The sequence below is a fragment of the Pseudomonas sp. BF-R-26 genome (genome assembly GCF_019947395.1).
Taxonomy (GTDB): Bacteria; Pseudomonadota; Gammaproteobacteria; order Pseudomonadales; family Pseudomonadaceae; genus Aquipseudomonas; species Aquipseudomonas farris.
The window spans coordinates 75,780-98,538 of record NZ_JAGYGK010000002.1 but is presented as its reverse complement, the minus strand read 5'-3'; the positions used below and the strand labels follow the sequence as shown (position 1 = coordinate 98,538).

The following is a 22,759-nucleotide window of genomic DNA, read 5'->3' as shown; positions in this document are numbered from 1 at the left end:
CTTGCGGGAAGCTCAGGTGATCCACGACACTGTCTGACCTGCGTGAAGCAATTATTTCGTTGTGGAGGCTGCCGTCATGGCCCACGAACTCTATACCCGTACCAACCAGAAGATTTATTTCGCCGGCCTGTCGCTGGAAGCGCTGGCCAAAGCCGAAGAGGGGCGGGCGATGAACTCCCTGGCGCTGATTCAGGCCGGACGCGAATCGGCGTTGTTTCACCTGTACGGTGCGCTGTTGGGGCTGTGCCATGAAATCGCTGGTTTCTATCGTTTGCCTCAGGCCAATGCACCGCGGGCAGAGATGCTGCTTACCCGCGAAGTGCTCGAAACCATCGCTATTCCGGAAATGGCCGAGATGGTTGAGCTGGCGCAAAACCCTGAAACCTGGCTAGCCAAGCTGCTGTCGGCACATGCAGTACTGTTTCAGCCGCCTCGCACTCCGCACAAGCCCAAGGGCGATGTGACGCAACCGCTTATTCTGGCCGTTAATCTGGATGAAGAAGAGGCGCCGGAAGAGCTGAGTCGGGAAGAGCTGGAGAGCTGGCGTCAGAACCTTAAAAGCCTGGCGATTCGGTTTCGCGAAGGGTTGAACGAGTGCTGAAAGATTGAGTGTTTAGGGACGGGTCCGCTCAAGGAAGAGTGATGTCAGAAATTTCTCTTCGTGATGGCATTTGGTCAAGATCCCGAGCGAAGCTTGGCTGATGCCTATATAATCCCCGCCTTTCGTGGAGAACAGACCTTTATGCCAACGTCCTTTCTAGAAATTGTCGAGTTACCAGACGGCCGAATCGAGCTGCGCAGGGCCGAGGACGAGGGTTCTCTGGTTACTTTGGATTTCTCCGAGGATGCCAAGGTTTTCCTGCAAGGCCAGCATGTGGAAGTCGCCAAGGCGATGTTGAGCGTCGGTGTTCAGATGGCAGGACGTCTGGTTGAAGGCGAATTTGATAAGGAAGAGGGGCCGCGGGTTCTTCATTGATCCCGCCCGTCGGATTCTTCGGATGCCTCTACAGATTGGCTTCTCTATCCCTGGAGAAGCCCCGCGCTGTTCAGCGCGCACAGTGTTTGTCAGTTAACCCAGTCGAATATTCAGACTTTGCGCATCCCCGATACGGGCGGCGCTGATCAACTGTTGCCGCAACGTTGTGCTCAGCGGGTTAAGCCAGCTGACGACCGTATGGCTGCGGCCAAGTCGCAAGGCTTCGCAGGTCAACTGCTGAGCGCTCTGCGTGCCGCGCGGTTGCAGGAGCAGAATGCGCTCACGGTTCAAACCGGCGTCGCGTAACCAGGCTTGTGTCAGGCTGGCGGGCGGGGCGATCAGTGTCAGCCAGCGTGCATCCTGGTCCTGACTCAGTTCCCTGAGAATCGGTGCCAGAAGGTTCAGGCAGTTCCCGGCCGCGCCGCGCAGTGATAGCTCGCTGAAGACTTCGGGCTCGGCGCTCCAGGGCGATTCGACCACGTCTTTCAGGATCGGCGCCAATGGCTGTGCCATGAACGCCTCAAACAACGGCAGTTGGGCTTGCTGTGAGGTATGTGGGAACTGCATAAAGCCTCCTTTAGCGGCGAATCACGCCGACACTCAAGCCTTCGATAACCAGTTCCTGATCTTTCAGGTTGACTTCGATAGGGGCGAATTCAGGGTTTTCGGCAATCAACCAAACCTTGCTGCCGTCGCGCTTGAAGCGCTTGACGGTCACTTCGTCGCCGATCCGCGCCACCACGATCTGACCGTTGCGGGCTTCGCGGGTGGTATGGACGGCCAGCAGGTCGCCGTCGAAAATGCCGACGTCCTTCATGCTCATGCCATGGACCCGCAGCAGATAGTCGGCGCGAGGATGGAAGAACGAAGGGTTGATGTTGCAGGATTCCTCGATGTGCTGCTGGGCGAGGATCGGCGCACCGGCAGCCACCCGGCCAATGATCGGCAAGCTGGACTCGTCGGCCTTGGCTTCGAAGCCAGGGATGCGGATGCCGCGAGAGGCGCCCGGGGTCATCTCGATCGCCCCCTTGCGAGCCAGTGCCTTGAGGTGTTCTTCCGCCGCATTGGGCGACTTGAAACCCAGTTCCTGAGCGATTTCCGCACGGGTCGGCGGGTAGCCGTTGTCTTCGAGGCAACGTTTGATGAAGGCCAGAATCTCTGCTTGGCGTGGCGTCAGCTTTAGCATATTGATCGCTCTGTCTTTTTATACAGTGACTGGGATTATATACAGTGAACTGGTCTTGGCAATGCCCCTTTTTTTGTCGGCCGCTAGACGGTCATTTCGCTCGCTGATTGAAGCGGCACTGTTGTATGGTTAAATACCTGACCGACCATTCCCAAAACGAACCGCCAGACTTGACAAGGCCAGGGCTGAAACGTATGTTTCAAACAAGTGTTTGTCAGGCGGAGTAGCCATGGCCCAGTCGGAAACCGTTGAACGCATTCTCGATGCTGCCGAGCAGTTGTTCGCGGAAAAAGGTTTTGCTGAAACCTCATTGCGTCTGATCACCAGCAAGGCCGGTGTCAATCTGGCGGCGGTGAATTATCACTTCGGGTCGAAGAAGGCGCTGATTCAGGCGGTCTTCTCGCGTTTTCTCGGGCCATTCTGTCTCAGTCTCGATAAAGAGCTGGAGCGCCGTCAGGCCAAGCCCGAGAACAAGCCGACCCTTGAAGAGCTGCTGGAAATTCTTGTCGAGCAAGCTCTGGTGGTGCAGCCACGCAGCGGCAATGATCTGTCCATTTTCATGCGTTTGCTGGGGCTGGCGTTCAGTCAGAGCCAAGGGCACTTGCGTCGTTATCTGGAAGATATGTACGGCAAGGTGTTCCGCCGCTACATGATGCTGGTCAACGAGGCCGCTCCGCGCATTCCCCCGATCGAACTGTTCTGGCGTGTGCACTTCATGCTGGGTGCCGCGGCGTTCAGTATGTCGGGGATCAAGGCCTTGCGTGCGATTGCCGAGACCGATTTCGGCGTCAACACCTCCATCGAGCAAGTAATGCGACTGATGGTGCCATTTCTGGCTGCTGGCATGCGGGCCGAAACCGGCGTCACCGACACTGCCATGGCCACCGCGCAGTTGCGTCCACGCAGCAAATCGACCCCGGTCGCCGCCAAGGTTTAACCGCACACGGGTGGGCGCGGCAGCTGACATCCGCTAAGCTAGCCGCCCATGTCGACTCTCGTTCTGAACCCGCTCCTCATTGATATCGCCGACCTGCCGGGCCCAGCCCATGGCGGCGAATCGCGCGAGCCGGGTTTATCGTAATCAAGGAATCTCTATGACTGCTGGCCTGCAAGGCTCGTTGATGGTGGACGTCGCCGGTACCTGGCTGACGGCTGAAGATCGCCAATTGTTGCGCCAACCAGAAGTGGGCGGCCTGATCATTTTTGCCCGCAACATCGAACATCCGCGTCAAGTGCGCGAATTGAGCGCTTCGATCCGCGCCATTCGTCCCGATCTGCTGCTGGCGGTGGATCAAGAGGGTGGTCGGGTTCAGCGGCTGCGTCAGGGCTTCGTGCGACTGCCAGCCATGCGCGCCATCGCCGATAACCCGAATGCCGAAGAGCTGGCCGAGCAGTGTGGCTGGATCATGGCGACCGAAGTGCTCGCGGTCGGTCTCGACTTGAGTTTCGCCCCGGTGCTGGACCTGGATTACCAGCGCAGCGCGGTGGTCGGCACTCGTTCGTTCGAAGGCGATCCAGAGCGCGCCGCCTTGCTCGCCGGTGCATTCATCCGTGGCATGAACAGTGCCGGAATGGCTGCCACCGGCAAGCATTTTCCGGGTCATGGCTGGGCCGAGGCCGATTCCCACGTCGCGATTCCCAACGACGAGCGCAGCCTCGACGAAATCCGCGCCAACGACCTGGTGCCGTTCGCACGATTGAGCAAGCAACTGGCCGCCGTCATGCCGGCCCACGTGATTTATCCACAGGTCGATTCACAACCCGCCGGTTTCTCCCGTCGCTGGTTGCAGGACATCCTGCGCGGCGAGCTGCAGTTCGATGGCGTGATCTTCAGCGACGACCTGTCAATGGCCGGTGCCCACGTGGTTGGCGATGCCGCCAGTCGTATCGAAGCGGCATTGACCGCCGGTTGCGACATGGGCCTGGTGTGCAACGATCGTGCAGCTGCCGAGCTGGCCTTGAGCGCCGCCCAGCGTTTGAAGGTCAAACCTTCGGCGCGCATTGCGCGGATGCGCGGGCAGGCGTACGCCAGCACAGAATACCGTCAAGATCCACGCTGGCTGGCGGCCATCGGCGCGCTCAGAGAAGCTCAATTGATTGATTGAGGACTTTCGTTATGACGGTTTACGCGATTATCGGTGGCACCGGCCTGACACAACTCGAAGGTCTGAGCATTCGTCAGTCATTGGCGGTGGACACGCCTTACGGCGCGCCTTCGGCCGAGGTGCAGATCGGTGAGTATGCTGGCAAGGAAGTGCTGTTTCTCGCGCGTCATGGGCACCCACACCGTTTCCCGCCACATCAGGTGAACTACCGCGCCAACCTGTGGGCCTTGAAGCAGGCTGGTGCCGAAGCGATTCTCGCGGTCAATGCCGTGGGCGGGATTCACACTGCGATGGGCACCGGGCATTTCTGCGTGCCGCATCAATTGATCGACTACAGCAGCGGCCGCGAACACACCTATTTCGCTGATGATCTGGAACAGGTCACACACATCGACTTCAGCTATCCATACAGCGAAGCCCTGCGTCAGCAATTGATCGCGGCGTTGGCGGCTGAAGGCGTTGGCTACAGCAGCCAAGGCGTGTACGCCTGCACCCAGGGGCCACGTCTGGAAACCGTCGCTGAAATTGCGCGGCTGGAACGCGATGGTTGCGACATCGTCGGCATGACCGGCATGCCTGAAGCAGCATTGGCGCGCGAGCTGGGACTGGATTACGCCTGTCTGGCGCTGGTGGTGAACCCGGCGGCGGGCAAGTCGACAGCGGTGATCACCATGGCCGAGATCGAGCGGGCATTGCATGACGGGATGGGTAAGGTGAAGTCGACGTTGGCGCGGGTGTTGAAAGGTTGATAGATCGTTAAACCGAGTCGACCCCATCGCGGGCAAGCCACGCTCCCACAGGTACAGTGATTTCCTGTAGGAGCGAGGCTTGCCCGCGAAGGCGATCTACCTATCGCCACTACCTATCAATTTTTTCCGGCAACGGCGCAAACAACGCTTCGATATCATCGCTCTGCAATTTCCAGTCCCCGGTCTTGCGCCCATCCAGCACGCCTGCGGCAAGATCGGATTTTTCCTTCTGCAGATGCTGAATTTTCTCTTCCACCGTGCCCCTGGCAATCATCTTGTAGACGAATACCGGCTTCTCCTGACCGATGCGATACGCACGATCGGTCGCCTGATTTTCCGTCGCCGGGTTCCACCAAGGGTCATAGTGAATCACCGTATCCGCTTCGGTCAGGTTCAGTCCTACGCCGCCAGCCTTCAGGCTGATCAGAAAGATCTGACGATTGCCGCTCTGGAATTCCTTCACTGGCGTGCGTCGGTCGCGGGTTTGTCCGGTCAGGATCGCATACGCCACGCTACGCTTTTTCAGCTCGTCCTCGATCAACGACAGCATTGAGGTGAACTGCGAAAACAGCAGAATTCGCCGACCTTCCTCAAACAACTCTTCCAGCATTTCCATCAGGCTATCGAGCTTGCCGGAAGTGCTGCCCCGCGCGGGCAGGGCGGCATCGTTGACCAGGCGCAAATCACAGCACACCTGACGCAGCTTCAGCAGGGCTTCAAGAATGATAATCTGGCTACGCGCCACGCCCTTGCGGGTGATTTCGTCGCGGACTTTCTTGTCCATGGCTAGTCGCATGGTTTCGTACACGTCGCGCTGGGCTTCGTTGAGTTCGACCCAATGGATGATCTCGGTTTTCGGCGGCAGTTCGGTGGCTACCTGTTCCTTGGTTCTGCGCAGCAGGAACGGTTTGATCCGACCATTGAGGTGCTGAAGTCTTACTTCGCTGGCACGCTTTTCTATCGGTACGCGGTAATCGCGGTTGAAGCTTTTCACGTCACCGAGCCAGCCGGGCAGCAGGAAGTGGAACAGCGACCACAACTCGCCCAGATGGTTTTCCAGCGGCGTGCCGCTCAGACACAGGCGCTGGCGAGCATTCAGCTCACGGGCTGCATGGGCGGCCTTGCTATTAGGGTTCTTGATGTACTGCGCTTCATCCAGCACCAGTACATGAAGCGGTTGCGCGGCCAGGCGCTCGACGTCCTTGGGCAGCAGCGCATAGGTGGTCAGAATCAGGTCGTAATCGGCCAGGTTGTCGAAATGCTTTTTGCGACTGGCACCGTACAACGCCAGCACTTTGAGCTGCGGCGTGAAATGCGCGGCTTCGTCGAGCCAGTTGGGGATCAGGCTGGTGGGCATGACCACCATGCACGGCCGATCGAGGCGCCCGGCGTTCTTCTCGCTGAGAATGTGCGCCAGGGTCTGTAGGGTTTTGCCCAGGCCCATGTCGTCCGCGAGAATCCCTCCGACTTCCAGTTGCCGCAACGACTGCATCCAGCTCAGGCCTTCCAGCTGATACGGGCGCAAGGTGGCGTTCAAGCCTTCGGGTGCCGCCGCGGTGTGGTCCTTGATGTCGCGCAGGCGTTGGGCAAAGGTGCGGATCTGCTCGCCACCTTCCCAGAGCAACGGCAGGCCTTCCAGCGGATTCAGTCGCGTGGCGTCGGCCTTGCTCAGGCGCAGCGTGGTTTCGCCGGGCTCCTGCAGATAAAACTCGCCGAGGGTGGCCAGCACCGGTTTCAAGCGGCCGAAGGGCAGGGCGACCTGCAACGGGCCTTGGTCGGTGCTGCGGCGCTGCGGGATATTCACCAGAATCAGTTCGTCGTCGCGACGTCGGGCGAGCCGTTCCGGGTTGAGGATCTCGGTGTGAGAACGCATCAGGTTCAACAGGATCGGCAGCAGGCTCAGCCGTTCGCCGTTGACGATGATCCCCAATTCCAGGTCGAACCAGTCGCGCTCGGGTGCTTGCTCGACAGTGGCGTACCAGTCATCAACGGCGGTCAGGTCGAAGCCGAAGTCCTCGTCGATCTGCAACTCCCACCCCTGGGTGCGCAGCTTCGGCAGTTCGTTGAGGGTGAAGGTCAGCCAGGCGCTGTCGTTGACCATCTCGTAGAGTTCGCCGGCACTTTCCGGCAAAGCCTTGCTTTGTCGGGTGGCGATCTTGAAACCGAGGATTCGCAGCTGTTCCCTGTAGGCTTGTTCGACTTCCGGGTGACGTTTTATCCGCAGTGTCTGCGTCTCCTGGCGGATCAGGATGTCAGTGTTTTTCTGCCCACTGACGTATTCATCCAGATAGCTGAAGGACAGCGCCGCGCGATGCTGGATGTACCGCTGCATTTTGCCGTTGCGCGGTTCGAAGGCGCTGAACTCGATGCTCGCCAGCCACAGGCGCGGCACCGGTTGCACATTGTCCACCAGCACTTGCGGCGGCGCTTTCGGGCTACGGTTTTCCAGTACGGCCTGAAGTTTTTCCAGCAGTTCAGTGTCTTTGGCAGCCGCCGGGTAGGCGAGGGTTTCCTGCACTTGCAGCAACACCGCCGCGCAATGTTTGCAGTTGCTATGAACCGGGCAGGTGCACGTGGCGTCGATCATCAGCAAGGTGCCTTTGGCCGACTCGCGCAGGCGAATGGTCTGACGGTAAACGTTACCGCCAGAGCCTTCGCAACTGGCGGTGATGGTGGCATCGCCGACTTCGACGATCCTGACGCGATTTTCCAACGCGTAGCGGCGGCCACGCTCCAGGCTCTGTTCCTTGAATCGGCTGACCCAGGATGTTGCCAGGGGTTTGCTCAGGGTCGGAGGCATAAAGAATCAATCAGTCCGGAATTACATCGGGGACTGGCCGAGGCGCAGGGGCGGTCAGCGAGGTGATCTTGATCAGCAGGCCCAAGTGGCCGTTGTCGAGAAAGTTCAGCTGGCCGTTCTTGGTGTGGCTTTCCTGTTTCAGGCGTTCGCTGGCGGTGACCAGGCCGTTGGCATCAATCTTATTGACCCAGAAGTCTGCATCGACGTCGGTGAAACGCCCCAATTTCAGGCTCAGCGTGCCCTCGATCGGGAACTGCCCGAACTGCTCGGTGCCTTCGCTGATCGCGACTTTGCTGGCTTCTTCGCCGAGCTTTTGTTGCCAGGCCTTGTGCATCAGCACTGTGTATTCATTGCTGGCGGTGAGCTTTTCCACTTCGGGATTAAGGCTCGGCGTGCGAAAACTGTCGGGGCTGACGCGTTGAGCGCCGGCATCCCAGTCTTCCGGCGCGGCGCGGCTGACGATCGCGGGCACGGTGTTTTGCCGCACCAGAATCATTTCAACCTGATACAGATCATCCGCAAACGCCGTGGGGGCGAGCAGCGTCGTGATTAACATCGTCAACAAGGTCAGTGAGCGAAACAGGCGCATGCGGCGTCCTTAAGCAGTGGTCGGAATGAGGCGCTCGAACAGCGCCTCTACAGTATTAAAACGCTCTTCTGGGCGCTCCATCGGCACCTGGAATTTGAACATCGTGGCGCCTTCGAATTTGTAGCGTTTGGGCTGGCTCTGAATCAGTTTGATCAGTGTCAGCGGGTCGACCGGTGTCTGCGCCGCGAACTCGATACGACCGCCTTGCGGGCCGCCGTCGACTTTCTTGATGCCCAGTTGTTCGGCCTGCAATTTCAGCGCCGTGATCCGCACGAGATTCTTGGTCGGCTCCGGCAGCAAACCGAAGCGGTCGATCATCTCCACTTGCAGGTCCTTGAGGCCTTCCTCATCGGTGGCCGAGGCAATGCGTTTGTAGAGAATCAATCGAGCATGCACATCTGGCAGATAGTCCTCGGGAATCAACGCCGGTACACGCAGATTGACTTCGGGACCACCGCCCAGCGGCTGGTCGAGGTTCGGTTGTTCGCCCTTGCGGATCGACTTCACCGCGCGCTCGAGCATTTCCATGTACAGCGTGAAACCAACGGCCTGGATCTGCCCGCTCTGACCGTCGCCCAGCAGTTCGCCGGCACCACGGATTTCCAGGTCGTTGGTGGCGAGTACGAAGCCCGCGCCGAGGTCCTGGGTATTGGCGATCGCTTCCAGACGCTTTTCTGCGTCGGGAGTGATTTGTTGGCGCGGCGGTGTCAGCAGGTAAGCATACGCCTGGTGGTGACTGCGACCGACTCGGCCACGCAATTGGTGCAACTGCGCCAGGCCGAACTTGTCGGCACGCTCGATGATGATGGTGTTGGCGCTCGGCACGTCGATGCCGGTCTCGATGATGGTCGAGGCGATCAGCACGTTGAAGCGCTTGTGGTAGAAGTCGCTCATCACTTGTTCGAGATCGCGTTCACGCATCTGCCCGTGGCCGATGCCGATCCGTGCTTCCGGCACCAGTTCGGCGAGGTCGGCGGCGCATTTCTCGATGGTCTTCACGTCGTTGTGCAGGTAATAGACCTGACCGCCACGCAGCAGCTCACGGAGCAGGGCTTCTTTGACCGTGCTCTTGTTCTGCTCCATGACGAACGTGCGTACCGACAAGCGACGGGCCGGTGGCGTGGCGATGATCGACAGGTCGCGCATGCCCGACACCGCCATGTTCAGCGTGCGCGGAATCGGCGTAGCGGTCAGCGTCAGGATGTCGACTTCACTGCGCAGTGCTTTGAGCTGTTCTTTCTGACGGACACCGAAACGGTGCTCTTCGTCGATGATCACCAGCCCGAGGTTTTTGATTTTGACGTCGTCTTGCAGCAGCTTGTGTGTGCCGATGACGATGTCGATCTTGCCTTCGGCCAGGTCCGCGACCGCGGCGTTGACTTCCTTGGTCGACTTGAAGCGGCTCATCACTTCCACGCTCACCGGCCAGTCGGCGAAGCGGTCGCGGAAGCTGTTGTAGTGTTGCTGGGCGAGCAGGGTTGTCGGCACCAGAATCGCCACCTGACGACCGCCATGCACCGCGATGAACGCCGCGCGCATCGCCACTTCGGTCTTGCCGAAACCAACGTCGCCGCAGACCAGACGATCCATCGGTTTTGGCGCGAGCATGTCGGCGCGCACCGCTTCGATGGTGGTCTGCTGGTCCGGGGTTTCTTCGAACGGGAAGCCGGCGCTGAAGGTCGCGTAATCGGCTTTCGGGTCGGCGAAGGCATAACCCTCGCGAGCGGCGCGGCGGGCATAGATGTCGAGCAACTCGGCGGCCACGTCGCGCACCTGTTCGGCGGCTTTGCGCTTGGCTTTCTGCCAGGTCTCGGAGCCGAGGCGGTGCAGCGGCGCCAGGGCATCGTCGCTGCCGGTGTAGCGGGCGATCAAGTGCAGGTTGGCTACCGGGACGTACAGCTTGGCGTTCTCGGCATATTCTAGGGTCAGGAATTCGGCGGCTTGATTGTCGATTTCCAGGATCGTCAGCCCCAGATAGCGGCCGACACCATGATCGATGTGCACCACCGGTGCGTTTTCGCGCAGCTCGGTGAGGTTTTTGATCACTGCATCGTTGTTGGCATCGGCGCGTTTCTCGCGACGACGGCGCTGCATCACGCGCTGCCCGAACAACGGGCTTTCAGCGACCAGGGCCAGCGCTGGATCGTCCAGCAACAGACCTTCGTCGAGCGGCGCGATGGTGATCGCCAAACGCTCCTTGCTCGCAACAAAGTCTGGCCAGCTGTCGACGGTTTTCGGTCGCAGCTTCAGGCGTTCCAGCAATTCCAGCAGCACTTCACGGCGGCCCGCGGACTCGGCGGTAAACAGCACGCGGCCAGGGAATTCGTCGAGGAAACCGGCCAGCGCCGCCAACGGCTGAGTGGCCTTGGCTTCGATGGCCAGGTTCGGCAGCGGCTGAGCCGGGAAGCGCTCGCGACCGACACCGGTTTCCACGTCCTGTTGACTGGCAACCACACGGGGCCAGCTCTTCAGGCGGGCAAAGCAATCTTCCACAGGCAAAAACAGCTCGGCCGGTGGCAATAAAGGACGGGATGGATCGACGCGACGCTCTTCGTAACGATTGCGCACATCGTTCCAGAAATTCTCTGCCGCCTGTTCGATGCCCGGCAAAGAGAACACTTGTGTGTCCTGGGGCAGATAGTCGAACAGCGTGGAGGTTTCATCGAAGAACAGCGGCAAGTAGTACTCGATTCCCGCCGGTGTAATCCCGCTGCTCAAATCCTGAAAGATCGGGCAGCGACGGAAGTCGACATCGAAACGCTCGCGAAAGCGCGCCTTGAAACGGGTGACCGCGTCCTTTTGCAGCGGGAACTCCCGCGCCGGCAGCAGGCGAACGGTGTCCACCTTGTCGATGGAACGCTGGTTTTCCGGATCGAAGGTACGAAGGGTTTCGATTTCGTCGTCGAACAGGTCGATGCGGAAGGGCAGTTTGCTGCCCATCGGGAACAGATCGATCAACGAGCCGCGTACGGTGAATTCGCCGTGCTCATAGACTGTATCGACGTAACGATAGCCGCTGGCCTCAAGCCGGCTGCGCATTTGCTCGACATCAAGCTTCTGGCCGACATCCAGCACCAGGCTGCTGCCGAGCAAGAATTTGGTCGGCGCCAAGCGGTGCAGGGCTGTGGTGATCGGCACGACCAGCACGCCATGCTCCAGCTCCGGCAACCGATACAGGCTCGAGATGCGCTGAGAGATGATGTCCTGGTGTGGCGAGAACAGGTCGTAGGGCAGGGTTTCCCAGTCGGGGAAATGCAGGACAGGCAAATCCGGGGCGAAGAAACTCAGCTCCTGTTCCAGCCGTTCGGCACTCTGGCTGTCGGCGGTCAGTAGCAGGGTAAAGCGCTTGGCAGCGCTGGCGGCCTCGGCGATGGCCAGGCTCAGGGCGGCACCGGGCAGGTTGCCCCAGTGCTGTTTACCTGCCGCGGCAGGGAGAAGCGGTAGACGCAGAACGGGCACGGAAGGTTGAGCTCCAAGCGTTGCGACAAAGTCGACAATTGTAACGGCCTCAGGTGCCGGCTGTCAGTTGCAGATATGTCTATTACGCGGGTTGGGCAAAATGTAGTGGTAATGACAAAATCGAGCGGTTTTTTAGTGAAAATTACTGATTATGTAGTGGCAAAACGAACGCGTGTTACGGATGGTTACGGACAAGGTGGCGATGCCTCCAAAAATTTGACGATGCTGAAAGCCCCGGTTTTACTGGGCTGGAGCGGGGCGTAATTTTTTTGAACAGGATTTTGTTACCGCCTGTGCGACAGGCGCGCATTGCTACGGAAGGCACTCGGCGGCATAATGTAGCCCCTTTTTTCTGCCCCTACATGTGGAAGGTTACCGTGACTCAGAAGCCCGACCAGTGTCTTGGTGAATGGATCGACCGTGAAGCACTCGCAGAAGCGATGATTCCGCTTATCGGTCAGCTCTACCGCAATAACAACGTGGTGAGCTCGATCTATGGCCGCAGTCTGATCAACCAGTCTGTCATCGCGATTCTCAAAGCTCACCGCTTTGCTCGCCATCGCCAGTCCGATGACAGCGAATTGTCCGTCCACGAAACATTCCCGCTGCTCAAGGCAATGAGCGAGCTCAAGCTCGGCGCTGCTTCGGTAGATCTGGGCAAGCTGGCTGTCAAATTCAAAGCCGAAGGTAATGGCCGTACCGCCGAAGCGTTCGTCCGTGACGAACTGGCCGATGTGGTCGGCAAGCAGAATGGTTCCGGCCGTACCGGCACCGACGTTGTCCTGTATGGCTTCGGTCGTATCGGTCGTCTGCTGGCGCGCATCCTGATCGAGAAAACCGGTGGTGGCGACGGCCTGCGTCTGCGCGCCATCGTTGTCCGCAAGGGCGCCGAGAACGATCTGGTCAAACGTGCCAGCCTGCTGCGTCGCGACTCGGTGCACGGTTCGTTCAATGGCACCATCACCATTGATGAAGCCAACAACACCATCACCGCCAACGGCAACCTGATCCAGGTTATCTACGCGAAGAACCCGACTGAAGTGGACTACACCCAGTACGGCATCAAAAATGCGCTGCTGGTGGACAACACCGGTGTATGGCGTGACGCCGAGGGCTTGGGCCAGCACCTGGCCTGCCCGGGTATCGATCGCGTTGTTCTGACCGCGCCTGGCAAAGGCAAGCTGAAGAACATCGTTCACGGCATCAACCACGGTGAAATCACTGCTGACGACAAGATCGTGTCCGCCGCTTCCTGCACTACCAACGCCATTGTGCCGGTGCTGAAGGCTGTGAATGACAAGTTCGGCATCATCAACGGTCACGTCGAAACTGTTCACTCGTACACCAACGACCAGAACCTGATCGACAACTTCCACAAGGGTGATCGCCGTGGCCGTAGCGCCGCGCTGAACATGGTCATCACCGAGACTGGTGCTGCCACCGCTGCTGCCAAGGCGCTGCCTGAGCTGGCCGGCAAGCTGACCGGTAACGCGATCCGTGTTCCGACGCCGAACGTGTCGATGGCCATTCTCAACCTGAACCTTGAGAAAGCCGCCACCCGTGAAGAGATGAACGAGTACCTGCGCTACATGGCGCTGCACTCCGATCTGCACAAGCAAATCGACTACGTCAATTCGCAGGAAGTGGTTTCCACCGACTTCGTTGGCTCGCGCCACGCAGGCGTTGTGGACGCTGAAGCGACCATCGTTCAGGACAACCGCGTTGTTCTGTACGTCTGGTACGACAACGAGTTCGGTTACAGCTGCCAGGTAGTCCGCGTGATGGAAGACATGGCCGGTGTAAACCCGCCAGCGTTCCCGCGCTAAGCCTTAGCCGCACATGAAAACGCCCCGACTTTGGTCGGGGCGTTTTTGTTTGTGGGTGATAGGCCGGTTGGAGGGTGTTGTTTATGCGGGCCTCATCGCGGGCAAGCCCGCTCCCACATGTTTTGGTGGTGGTTTCGCAATGGTGGGAGCGCCGCAGAACCCTGTGGGAGCGGGCTTGCCCGCGATGGCGATTTATCAGGCGCCGCCGACCACAGCGGCTTGCGCAGTCCGCAATTCATGCCGATTGCCACGGAACAATACGAGGGTTGCGATTAACCCTAGCACCGCCGCACCACTGAGCCATATCCCCGGCGCCGCCTTGTTGTCCAGCACATGGATCAGATACGTGCAGGCCGCCGGTGTGAAACCACCAAAGGTCGCGGTCGCCAGGCTGTAGGCAAGGGAGAAACCGGTCGTGCGAACTTCCACCGGCATGATCTCGGTCAGGGCCACCACCATGGCGCCGTTGTACGAGCCATACAGGAACGACAGCCACAACTCGACGATCAGCAGATGGCTGAAGCTCGGGTTCGCCACCAGCCATGACAGCGCTGGATAGGCCGTGAGGATCGCCAGAATCGTCGCCGCCAACAGCAGGGGTTTGCGCCCGATCCTGTCAGACACAGAACCCATTACCGGCAGCCAGAAGAAATTCGACAGGCCAATGCACACGGTCACGAGCAACGTATCCAGATCCGACAGATGCAGTTCGGCTTTGCCGAAGGTCGGGGTGTAGGCGGTGATCAGGTAGAACGACACTGTAGTCATCACCACCAGCGCCATGCCGGCGAGGACGATGCCGAAGTTCTGACCAATCGAGCGGACAATGTCTTGCAGGGTAGGGCGGTGCTTGCGCGCCTGGAATTCCGGGGTTTCTTCCAGCGAGCGGCGGATCACGAAGATCACCGGCACGATCATGCAGCCGATCAGGAACGGCACGCGCCAGCCCCATTCACCCATTTCTTCCGGGCTGAGCCAATGGTTCAGGCCCACGCCGAGCAGGCCGGCGAATACCACCGCGGCTTGCTGGCTGGCGGACTGCCAACTTACGAAGAAGCCTTTGCGGCCTGGTGTGGAGATCTCGGCGAGGTACACCGACACACCGCCCAGTTCCACGCCCGCCGAGAAGCCTTGCAACAGTCGACCGAGCAATACGATCAGCGGTGCCGCGACACCCAGCGTCGCGTAACCCGGCACGCAGGCAATCAATATTGTGCCGGCGGCCATCATTGCCAATGTGATGATCAGGCCTTTGCGGCGGCCATGACGGTCGATGTAAGCCCCGAGGAAAATCGCTCCCAACGGACGCATCAGGAAGCCGGCCCCGAAAGTGGCCAAAGACAGCATCAGGGAAGCGAAAGCGCTGTCGGCAGGGAAGAAGGTTTTAGCGATGGCCGTGGCGTAAAAGCCATAGACCATGAAGTCGAACATCTCCAGGAAGTTTCCGCTGACGACGCGAAAAATTGCTTTGCCGTTGCTCGTATTGGAAGACATTTGTAGGTACTCACGCTGGTAAATCTTGTTTGAAAACGCTGCGCCTGTGGGAGCGAGCAGACTCGCTCCCACAGGTTTTGCGTTTGACTGACGGGCGCTGGCAGACCTCGCTCTCATGCGCTCTGAGGCCCATAATGGCGGGCGCGGTTTTGAGGGGAGATGAAGATTTGTTAACTGGACGGTGGAGTGGACTTGTGGTTCTGGCCGGCATCTTGTCCGGTTGTGGCAACGGCGACAGCCTGGAACGATTCGACGGCCCGACCATGGGCAGTCGTTATTCCATCCAATACGTAAGACATTCCTCCGCGCTCGGGCCGAAAGCGGTGCAGGCCGAAGTAGAAAATATCCTCGCCGAAGTGGATCGACAATTCTCGACCTATCGCAGCGACTCGGACACCGTGCGCTTCAATGCACTGCCGGCCGGCCGCTGTCAGGTCATGCCTGGCCCTGTGCTCGAATTGATCCGTGTGGGCGAGCAGTTGTCATCCCAAAGCGACGGCTCCTTCGACTTGACGGTGGAGCCGCTGCTCAACCTATGGGGATTCGGTCCGCAGGCGCGTGAGGAAAAAGTCCCGAGCGCCGAAGCGCTTGCCGAGATTCAGCAACGCGTCGGCCACAGCCACTTGCGCATCGACGGTGATCAGTTGTGCAAGGACGCTGCGGTTGAGATCGACTTCAACAGCATCGCTGCCGGTTACGCGGTCGACACGATTGCCGCAAAGCTTGAAGAGCAGGGCATCCACAACTACCTGGCGGAGGTCACCGGTGAACTCAAGGCTGCCGGTAAAAAGCTCGACGGTTCACCTTGGCGCATCGCGTTAGAAGAGCCTCGGGACGATCAGCAAATCGCGCAAAAAATCATCGCCGTCGACGGCTACGCTGTGTCCACGTCCGGCGACTACCGCAATTATTTTCAGCAGAACGGTCAGCGCTATTCCCACACCTTCGATGCCCGCACCGGCGCGCCGGTCCTACACACCCTGGCGTCAGTCACAGTGATTCATCCTTCAGCGTTAATGGCCGATGGCCTATCGACGCTGTTGCTGATTCTCGGTCCTGAACGGGGTTGGGACTATGCCGAAACCCATGACATTGGTGCATTCTTTGTAATTCGTGCTGATACAGGTTTCGTCACACGCACCAATCAGGCTTTTGAGCGCCTGGCGGGTGAGAAAACCAAGTGATTGCGGTCTCAAAAGCATTTTTGATGGCGTTGTAGTGCAGGCAAAACTAGCCTACGACGCGACCAAGGGTTAATGTGCCCGGCGTTGACGCTTCTATAGACTGTGTCCGGGTTCTGCACTGGCCCCAAATTGTTCCTTCACGCCGCAGATCGGCGTGATTTAGCCGCAGGTGCCGAGGGCGCCGCGGCCTGTTCTGAGGAGTATGCATGGCTGTCTACAACTACGACGTGGTGGTGTTGGGTTCCGGCCCGGCGGGAGAAGGCGCGGCAATGAATGCCGCCAAAGCAGGACGCAAGGTGGCGATGGTCGATAGTCGTCGCCAGGTCGGCGGCAACTGCACCCATCTGGGCACCATCCCGTCCAAGGCCTTGCGTCACTCGGTCCGGCAGATCATGCAGTTCAACACCAACCCGATGTTCCGGGCGATTGGTGAGCCGCGCTGGTTCTCGTTCCCGGACGTTTTGAAAAGCGCCGAAAAAGTCATCTCCAAACAAGTCGCCTCGCGCACCGGCTACTACGCCCGTAACCGCGTCGACGTGTTCTTCGGCACCGGCAGCTTCGCTGACGAGCAAACCATCGAAGTGGTCTGCGCTAACGGCGTGGTTGAAAAACTGGTGGCCAAGCACATCATCATCGCCACCGGCTCGCGTCCTTATCGCCCGGCGGACATCGATTTCCATCACCCGCGTATCTACGATAGCGACACCATCCTCAGCCTCGGCCACACCCCGCGCAAACTCATCGTTTACGGCGCTGGCGTGATCGGTTGCGAATACGCCTCGATCTTCAGTGGTCTGGGTGTGCTGGTGGAGCTGGTGGATAACCGCGGCCAGTTGCTGAGCTTCCTCGACTCGGAAATTTCCCAGGCGCTGAGCTACCACTTTAGCAACAACAACATCACGGTTCGCCACAACGAAGACTACGACCGCGTCGAAGGCGTGGACAACGGCGTGATCCTGCACCTGAAGTCCGGCAAGAAGATCAAGGCTGATGCCTTGCTCTGGTGCAACGGCCGTACCGGCAACACTGATCAGCTGGGTCTGGAAAATATCGGCGTGAAGGTCAACAGCCGTGGCCAGATCGAAGTCGATGAAAACTACCGCACCTGCGTGCCGAATATTTACGGTGCCGGTGACGTGATCGGCTGGCCGAGCCTGGCCAGTGCCGCCCACGACCAGGGTCGTTCGGCCGCTGGCAGCATTGTCGACAATGGCAGCTGGCGCTTCGTCAACGACGTGCCAACCGGCATCTACACCATTCCGGAGATCAGCTCGATCGGCAAGAACGAGCAGGAGCTGACTCAGGCCAAAGTGCCGTACGAAGTGGGCAAGGCGTTCTTCAAGGGCATGGCGCGTGCGCAAATCGCCGGCGAGCCGCAAGGCATGCTGAAGATCCTGTTCCATCGCGATACCCTGGAAGTGCTGGGCGTTCACTGCTTCGGTTATCAGGCGTCGGAGATCGTGCACATCGGTCAGGCGATCATGAGCCAGCCGGGTGAACTGAACACCCTGAAGTACTTCGTCAACACGACGTTCAACTACCCGACCATGGCTGAAGCCTATCGGGTAGCGGCGTACGATGGCCTCAACCGGCTTTTTTGAGCGGCTCCGGCCGGTGGCCTGAGCCGGCCGGGGAGACCGATTTCAGCAATTCTCGAGCGTGGCAGTGGCCAAACCGGGAAAGTCTGTAATCAGGCTGTCAACGCCGAAGTCGGCGAGTCTGCGCATCAGCGCGGGCTCGTTGACTGTCCACACCGACACATGCAGCCCCTGACGCTGCGCCTTCTGCAGGCGTTCCGGCGTACACAGGGTCCAGTTCAGCGCCAGCATCTCACAGCCATAGTTTTGCGCGACCTTCAACGGGTCGAGCCAAGCGTACTCGGCCACCAATCCGCGAGACACGTCCGGCACCAGGTCCAGCGCGGCTTTCAATACTTCGCGTGAACTCGACGTAATTGTGATCTTGTCCCGTATATCGAAACGCTGCGCCATTTCCCGAATCGCCAGCACGGTGCTCGCGGCACGGGTGCGAGAAGCGCTTTTGACTTCCAGCTGCCAGTGCTCGAAATCGCATTTCTCGAACAATTCTTCCAGCGTTGGAATCGGGCAGGGTTTGATCCAGCCCGGGCCACCCTTGCGCGCGTCGTAGGTCACCAGCTCCGCGGCGGTATGTTCGACTACTTTGCCGCGACGCTCGGTGGTGCGTTTGAGGGTCGGGTCGTGGATCACCATCAACTCGCCATCCTTGGACAGGTGCAAGTCCAGTTCGCAGCGGCGTACGCCGTGCTTGAGGCATTCCTGAAAGCTGGTCAGGGTGTTTTCCGGTGCTTCGCCCTTGGCGCCGCGATGGCCGTAGATGAGAGTCACGGTTCTTCCTTAAATTAAATGCCTGATTCGTTTTGTTCGCGGGCCAGGCGTCGTTCTTGTGCCTGTCGCTGCAAGATGTAACGGGCCAGCAATTGCCGCTGGGCATCGGACAGGTATTCGAACTCGGTGCCGATGTCATAGCCGTCGCCCTTGCGGTCGCAATGGGTGACACGAGCCCGCAGCAACAGGCCAAGGGCTTGCGGCATCAGCACCAGTTTCACCGACAGGTGCGCGCCGGTGGCGATGGACGTCGGATACTGAAAGTCGATGCCCCCTTCGGAGATAATCACCGGCTGCGGTTCGCCGATCTGTCCGAGCACGGTCAGGGCGACCACCTGGCTCAGCAGATCGATGCGTTTGTTCTGGGATTTCAGGAACGCGGCGATGGTCCGGTCGCGTTCGCTGATCTGTCGCAGCAGGTGTTGCGACTCGAATTCGCTCAGGTGCAGTTCGCTGAGCAGGTTGAATAGAGGGGAAGCATCCTGCAACACTTCCTGGCCTGCGGCTTCGGGAGCAGACAGGGGCCGAATTTCCAGTGCGATCGTGTCCTCGATACGGTAGTATTCGCGGCGATCTTCTTCATCTAATGTCGACATGGCGAACCCATGGTAGCGGCGGTGGTCTGAGTGTAAAGCTGGTTATCGACCCCCGCCACAAGGACGTTCCTTTTCCCTCCGAACAAGCCCCGACATGTTCAGACCTCTCTTCGTATTTATTGGCACGCGTTATACCCGTGCAAAGCGTCGCAATCATTTTGTGTCGTTCATTTCCCTGACCTCGATGATCGGACTTGCCCTTGGCGTGGTCGTGATGATCGTCGTGCTGTCGGTCATGAACGGCTTCGATCATGAGATGCGCACCCGCGTGCTGGGCATGGTGCCCCACGCGACCATCGAGTCCGGTGAGCCGATCAGCGACTGGCAAAGCCTGGCCGCCAAGGTCAAGCAGAACCCGCAGGTGGCGGCGGTTGCGCCCTTCGTCCAGATGCAGGGCCTGCTGACCAACAACGGCAAGGTCTCCAAAGTGCTGCTCAATGCCATCGACCCTGTGCAGGAACGGCAGGTGTCGATCATTGATAACTTCATGCAGCAGGGCAAACTCGACGACCTGGCGCCGGGCAGTTTCGGCATCGTCATCGGCGACAAGGCCGCGGCCAAACTCGGCGTGGCGGTCGGCGACAAGCTGACATTTGTTGCGCCGGAAGTCACCGTGACTCCGGCCGGGATGTTCCCACGGATGAAACGCTTTACCGTGGTCGGCATCTTCCACGTCGGTGCCGGTGAGATCGACGGGTACCTGGGCATCACCAATCTGCAGGATCTGGCGAAGCTGCACCGCTGGAAGCCGGATCAGGTCCAGGGCTTGCGCTTGAAGTTCGACGATCTGTTCCAGGCACCGCGCATGGCGTGGACCATCGCTCAGCAACTTGGCGAAGACAAGTATTACGCCCGCGACTGGACCCGCACCCACGGCAATCTGTATCAAGCGATCCGCATGGAAAAAGCCATGATCGGCCTGCTCTTGCTGCTGATCGTCGCTGTTGCAGCGTTCAACATCATCTCCACGCTGGTGATGGTGGTGAACGACAAGAAGGGCGACATCGCGATCCTGCGCACCCTTGGCGCCACGCCGGGTTCAATCATGGCGATCTTCATGGTCCAGGGCACGGTCATTGGCGTGGTCGGTACGTTGATCGGCGCTGTGGTCGGTATCTTCGCCGCGCTGAACGTCAGCGCCGCGATTTCGGCCCTTGAAGGGCTGATCGGCCATAAATTCCTGAACGCCGACGTGTATTTCATCGATTACCTGCCGTCGCAAGTGCAGAGTCAGGACGTATTGATGGTCTGCGCCGCCGCGTTGGTTCTGAGTTTCCTCGCCACCCTGTATCCAGCCTGGCGTGCCGCGCGCACCCAGCCTGCGGAGGCGCTACGTTATGAGTGAGTCGGGCATGAGTGATAAAGCAATCTTGAGCTGCCGCAACCTGGGCAAATCCTACGTGGAAGGCCCGGAATCGGTAGAGGTTCTGGCGGGACTGCAACTGGAGTTGCACCCAGGTGAGCGCGTGGCGATCGTCGGTACCTCGGGTTCGGGCAAAAGTACCTTGCTCAACCTGCTGGGCGGCCTCGATACGCCGACCAAGGGCAGCGTCTGGCTGGCCGGTGAAGAGCTCTCGGCACTGAACGAAAAGGCCCGTGGCCTGCTGCGCAATCGGTCGCTGGGTTTCGTTTACCAGTTCCACCACTTGCTGCCTGAGTTCACCGCGCTGGAAAACGTCTGCATGCCGTTGCTGATCGGTAAAACCGCGATCCCGGAAGCGCGTCAGCGTGCGACGGCGTTGCTGGAGCGGGTAGGGCTGGGCCATCGTCTGGAGCACAAACCGGCGGAATTGTCCGGTGGCGAACGCCAGCGTGTGGCCATCGCCCGCGCCCTGGTGAACAAGCCAGGCCTGGTGATGCTCGACGAGCCGACCGGCAACCTCGACTCCCATACTGCCCAAGGCATTCAGGATTTGATGCTGGAACTCAGCACCTCGATGCGCACCGCGTTCCTGGTGGTGACCCACGATATGAACCTGGCTCGCCAGATGGATCGCGTCCTGCATTTGCAGGAAGGTTACCTGACACCCATCTGATTGACCGAAACCCGGCGTACTGAACAGTGCGTCGGGTCTTTTATTTTTATACGGTGCCCCAGCGAATGTTCAGACCGTTATCGATCTTTATCGGCACGCGCTATACCCGCGCCAAGCGCCGCAATCGCTTTGTTTCCTTCATCTCGATGACCTCGATGATCGGCCTCGCCCTGGGCGTGCTGGCGATGATCGTGGTGTTGTCGGTGATGAACGGCTTCCAGCGCGAAATGAGCTCGCGCATCCTCGGCATGGTGCCCCACGCGACCATCGTCGGCGTGAACCCTATCGACGATTGGCAGCCGGTGGCCGCCGCCGCGATGAAGAATCCTGAAGTGACGGCGGCGGTGCCGTTCACCGAGATGGAAGGCATGCTGTCCTACAAGGGCACGATGCAGCCGATCCAGGTCAGCGGTGTCGACCCGGCGCTGGAAGGCAAGGTCTCGATCGTTGCCAAGCACATTGTTCAGGGACGTCTCGATGCCTTGAAGCCGGGCGAGTTCGGCGTAGTGGTCGGTGAGATCACCGCGCGACGTTTTCGCTTGAATGTCGGCGACAAGATCACCCTGATCGTGCCGGAAATCAGCAGCGCACCGGGTGGGATTACCCCGCGCATGCAGCGCCTGAACGTGGTCGGTGTGTTCAAGGTTGGCGCCGAGCTGGACGGCTCGATGGCGCTGATCCACCTCGCCGATGCCGCGCAGATGCAGCACTGGCAGCCGAATCAGGTGCAGAGCGTGCGCCTGGCGGTGAAGGATCTGTACGCAGCGCCGCAAGTGTCGAGCGACATCGCGACCGGCTTGGGCGCCGCCTACAAGGCTGACGACTGGACCCACACCCAAGGCAGTCTGTTCAGCGCGATGAAGATGGAAAAAACCATGATCGGCTTGCTATTGCTGATGATCGTCGCGGTGGCGGCGTTCAACATCATCGCCACCCTGATCATGGTGGTGAACGACAAGGGCGCGGACATCGCGATCCTGCGCACCATCGGCGCGACGCCTCGGCAGATCATGGCGATCTTCATGGTGCAGGGCACGGTGATCGGGGTTGTCGGCACCTTGATTGGCGGCGTGCTGGGCGTGATCGCAGCGCTGAACGTCAGTGAACTGGTGGGCTGGATGGAGCGGGTCAGTGGGCAGCACATCTTCAGTTCCGATGTGTACTTTGTCAGTAACTTGCCGTCGGAGCTGCAGGGCGCGGATGTGTTGTTGATCTGTTCCGCCGGTTTCATCATGAGCTTTTTGGCGACGGTGTATCCGGCGTGGCGGGCGGCGAAAGTCGAGCCAGCTACTGCGTTGCGGTATTCGTAAGCCTGTAGATCGCTATCGCGGGCAAGCCCCCACTGGGTTTCGAGTCGTTCACATCATTGTGATTCAACTCGGTCACTGTGGGA

The 22,759-nt window shown here is 59.5% G+C and carries 19 protein-coding genes; 11 read left to right on the top strand and 8 right to left on the bottom strand.

What is annotated here, in order from left to right:
- Positions 1-76 precede the first annotated feature (76 nt).
- Complete coding sequence (locus KGB18_RS02650; RefSeq protein WP_123720877.1) at positions 77-601, top strand: DUF6586 family protein; 525 nt, start codon at positions 77-79, stop codon at positions 599-601.
- Positions 602-742: 141 nt separating this feature from the next.
- The gene (locus KGB18_RS02645; protein WP_007907774.1) at positions 743-976 is read left to right on the top strand and encodes a hypothetical protein; all 234 of its coding nucleotides are present in this window, start codon (positions 743-745) and stop codon (positions 974-976) included.
- 93 nt (positions 977-1,069) lie between these two features.
- On the opposite strand, the gene sulA is transcribed toward KGB18_RS02645, so the two are convergent.
- Positions 1,070-1,543, bottom strand: a complete 474-nt coding sequence (gene sulA / locus KGB18_RS02640; RefSeq protein WP_123720878.1) for an SOS-induced cell division inhibitor SulA — start codon at positions 1,541-1,543, stop codon at positions 1,070-1,072.
- Positions 1,544-1,553: 10 nt separating this feature from the next.
- Positions 1,554-2,162: a transcriptional repressor LexA gene (gene lexA, locus KGB18_RS02635; RefSeq protein ID WP_007907770.1), complete on the bottom strand. Its 609-nt coding sequence runs from the start codon at positions 2,160-2,162 to the stop codon at positions 1,554-1,556.
- A gap of 229 nt (positions 2,163-2,391) precedes the next feature.
- Here lexA and KGB18_RS02630 point away from each other — a divergent pair, with 229 nt between their 5' ends.
- The 3 genes from KGB18_RS02630 to KGB18_RS02620 all read left to right on the top strand — a co-directional run bounded on the left by KGB18_RS02630 (position 2,392) and on the right by KGB18_RS02620 (position 5,016).
- Positions 2,392-3,099 carry a TetR/AcrR family transcriptional regulator gene (locus KGB18_RS02630; RefSeq protein WP_007933170.1) on the top strand — a complete coding sequence of 236 codons (708 nt, stop codon included), beginning with the start codon at positions 2,392-2,394 and terminating at the stop codon, positions 3,097-3,099.
- 169 nt (positions 3,100-3,268) lie between these two features.
- Positions 3,269-4,267: a beta-N-acetylhexosaminidase gene (gene nagZ, locus KGB18_RS02625; protein ID WP_177318835.1), complete on the top strand. Its 999-nt coding sequence runs from the start codon at positions 3,269-3,271 to the stop codon at positions 4,265-4,267.
- 11 nt (positions 4,268-4,278) lie between these two features.
- The gene (locus tag KGB18_RS02620; protein WP_223569346.1) at positions 4,279-5,016 is read left to right on the top strand and encodes an S-methyl-5'-thioinosine phosphorylase; all 738 of its coding nucleotides are present in this window, start codon (positions 4,279-4,281) and stop codon (positions 5,014-5,016) included.
- 109 nt (positions 5,017-5,125) lie between these two features.
- On the opposite strand, the gene KGB18_RS02615 is transcribed toward KGB18_RS02620, so the two are convergent.
- The 3 genes from KGB18_RS02615 to mfd are packed head-to-tail and all read right to left on the bottom strand — an operon-like array spanning position 5,126 to position 11,864.
- Complete coding sequence (locus KGB18_RS02615; protein ID WP_223569345.1) at positions 5,126-7,816, bottom strand: DEAD/DEAH box helicase; 2,691 nt, start codon at positions 7,814-7,816, stop codon at positions 5,126-5,128.
- A 10-nt stretch (positions 7,817-7,826) separates the two neighbouring features.
- The gene (locus KGB18_RS02610; RefSeq protein WP_123720881.1) at positions 7,827-8,405 is read right to left on the bottom strand and encodes a CsiV family protein; all 579 of its coding nucleotides are present in this window, start codon (positions 8,403-8,405) and stop codon (positions 7,827-7,829) included.
- Positions 8,406-8,414: 9 nt separating this feature from the next.
- Positions 8,415-11,864: a transcription-repair coupling factor gene (gene mfd, locus KGB18_RS02605; protein WP_123720882.1), complete on the bottom strand. Its 3,450-nt coding sequence runs from the start codon at positions 11,862-11,864 to the stop codon at positions 8,415-8,417.
- A gap of 362 nt (positions 11,865-12,226) precedes the next feature.
- Here mfd and KGB18_RS02600 point away from each other — a divergent pair, with 362 nt between their 5' ends.
- Positions 12,227-13,690 carry a glyceraldehyde-3-phosphate dehydrogenase gene (locus tag KGB18_RS02600; protein ID WP_223569344.1) on the top strand — a complete coding sequence of 488 codons (1,464 nt, stop codon included), beginning with the start codon at positions 12,227-12,229 and terminating at the stop codon, positions 13,688-13,690.
- A 195-nt stretch (positions 13,691-13,885) separates the two neighbouring features.
- On the opposite strand, the gene KGB18_RS02595 is transcribed toward KGB18_RS02600, so the two are convergent.
- Positions 13,886-15,184: an MFS transporter gene (locus KGB18_RS02595; RefSeq protein ID WP_223569343.1), complete on the bottom strand. Its 1,299-nt coding sequence runs from the start codon at positions 15,182-15,184 to the stop codon at positions 13,886-13,888.
- Positions 15,185-15,318: 134 nt separating this feature from the next.
- On the opposite strand from KGB18_RS02595, the gene KGB18_RS02590 reads away from it, so the two are divergent.
- Both KGB18_RS02590 and sthA read left to right on the top strand, forming a co-directional pair.
- Positions 15,319-16,368, top strand: a complete 1,050-nt coding sequence (locus KGB18_RS02590) for an FAD:protein FMN transferase (protein WP_223569436.1) — start codon at positions 15,319-15,321, stop codon at positions 16,366-16,368.
- Between the two features lie 206 nt (positions 16,369-16,574).
- Positions 16,575-17,969: a Si-specific NAD(P)(+) transhydrogenase gene (gene sthA / locus KGB18_RS02585; protein ID WP_030128406.1), complete on the top strand. Its 1,395-nt coding sequence runs from the start codon at positions 16,575-16,577 to the stop codon at positions 17,967-17,969.
- Positions 17,970-18,011: 42 nt separating this feature from the next.
- Here the strand turns inward: sthA and KGB18_RS02580 are convergent, their stop codons facing one another.
- Positions 18,012-18,734 (bottom strand): glycerophosphodiester phosphodiesterase, encoded by a 723-nt coding sequence (locus tag KGB18_RS02580; RefSeq protein WP_223569342.1) that lies wholly within the window; start codon positions 18,732-18,734, stop codon positions 18,012-18,014.
- A gap of 14 nt (positions 18,735-18,748) precedes the next feature.
- Positions 18,749-19,330, bottom strand: coding sequence for a PilZ domain-containing protein (locus KGB18_RS02575; protein WP_123720886.1), 582 nt, complete (start codon positions 19,328-19,330; stop codon positions 18,749-18,751).
- A 94-nt stretch (positions 19,331-19,424) separates the two neighbouring features.
- Between KGB18_RS02575 and KGB18_RS02570 the strand changes: the two genes are divergently transcribed.
- The 3 genes from KGB18_RS02570 to KGB18_RS02560 all read left to right on the top strand — a co-directional run bounded on the left by KGB18_RS02570 (position 19,425) and on the right by KGB18_RS02560 (position 22,676).
- Positions 19,425-20,675, top strand: a complete 1,251-nt coding sequence (locus KGB18_RS02570) for a lipoprotein-releasing ABC transporter permease subunit (RefSeq protein ID WP_223569341.1) — start codon at positions 19,425-19,427, stop codon at positions 20,673-20,675.
- A 7-nt stretch (positions 20,676-20,682) separates the two neighbouring features.
- Positions 20,683-21,366, top strand: coding sequence for a lipoprotein-releasing ABC transporter ATP-binding protein LolD (gene lolD / locus KGB18_RS02565; RefSeq protein WP_020700644.1), 684 nt, complete (start codon positions 20,683-20,685; stop codon positions 21,364-21,366).
- A gap of 65 nt (positions 21,367-21,431) precedes the next feature.
- Entirely contained in the window at positions 21,432-22,676 is a 1,245-nt protein-coding gene (locus KGB18_RS02560; RefSeq protein WP_123720888.1) for a lipoprotein-releasing ABC transporter permease subunit, read from the top strand.
- Positions 22,677-22,759 lie beyond the last annotated feature (83 nt).

Coding starts and splice junctions, on each gene's coding strand:
- KGB18_RS02650 (WP_123720877.1), top strand. CDS start 77: ATGGCCCACGAACTCTATACCCGTACCAACCAGAAGATTTATTTCGCC.
- KGB18_RS02645 (WP_007907774.1), top strand. CDS start 743: ATGCCAACGTCCTTTCTAGAAATTGTCGAGTTACCAGACGGCCGAATC.
- sulA (WP_123720878.1), bottom strand. CDS start 1,543: ATGCAGTTCCCACATACCTCACAGCAAGCCCAACTGCCGTTGTTTGAG.
- lexA (WP_007907770.1), bottom strand. CDS start 2,162: ATGCTAAAGCTGACGCCACGCCAAGCAGAGATTCTGGCCTTCATCAAA.
- KGB18_RS02630 (WP_007933170.1), top strand. CDS start 2,392: ATGGCCCAGTCGGAAACCGTTGAACGCATTCTCGATGCTGCCGAGCAG.
- KGB18_RS02620 (WP_223569346.1), top strand. CDS start 4,279: ATGACGGTTTACGCGATTATCGGTGGCACCGGCCTGACACAACTCGAA.
- KGB18_RS02615 (WP_223569345.1), bottom strand. CDS start 7,816: ATGCCTCCGACCCTGAGCAAACCCCTGGCAACATCCTGGGTCAGCCGA.
- KGB18_RS02610 (WP_123720881.1), bottom strand. CDS start 8,405: ATGCGCCTGTTTCGCTCACTGACCTTGTTGACGATGTTAATCACGACG.
- KGB18_RS02600 (WP_223569344.1), top strand. CDS start 12,227: ATGTGGAAGGTTACCGTGACTCAGAAGCCCGACCAGTGTCTTGGTGAA.
- KGB18_RS02595 (WP_223569343.1), bottom strand. CDS start 15,184: ATGTCTTCCAATACGAGCAACGGCAAAGCAATTTTTCGCGTCGTCAGC.
- KGB18_RS02590 (WP_223569436.1), top strand. CDS start 15,319: ATGGCGGGCGCGGTTTTGAGGGGAGATGAAGATTTGTTAACTGGACGG.
- sthA (WP_030128406.1), top strand. CDS start 16,575: ATGGCTGTCTACAACTACGACGTGGTGGTGTTGGGTTCCGGCCCGGCG.
- KGB18_RS02575 (WP_123720886.1), bottom strand. CDS start 19,330: ATGTCGACATTAGATGAAGAAGATCGCCGCGAATACTACCGTATCGAG.
- KGB18_RS02570 (WP_223569341.1), top strand. CDS start 19,425: ATGTTCAGACCTCTCTTCGTATTTATTGGCACGCGTTATACCCGTGCA.
- lolD (WP_020700644.1), top strand. CDS start 20,683: ATGAGTGATAAAGCAATCTTGAGCTGCCGCAACCTGGGCAAATCCTAC.
- KGB18_RS02560 (WP_123720888.1), top strand. CDS start 21,432: ATGTTCAGACCGTTATCGATCTTTATCGGCACGCGCTATACCCGCGCC.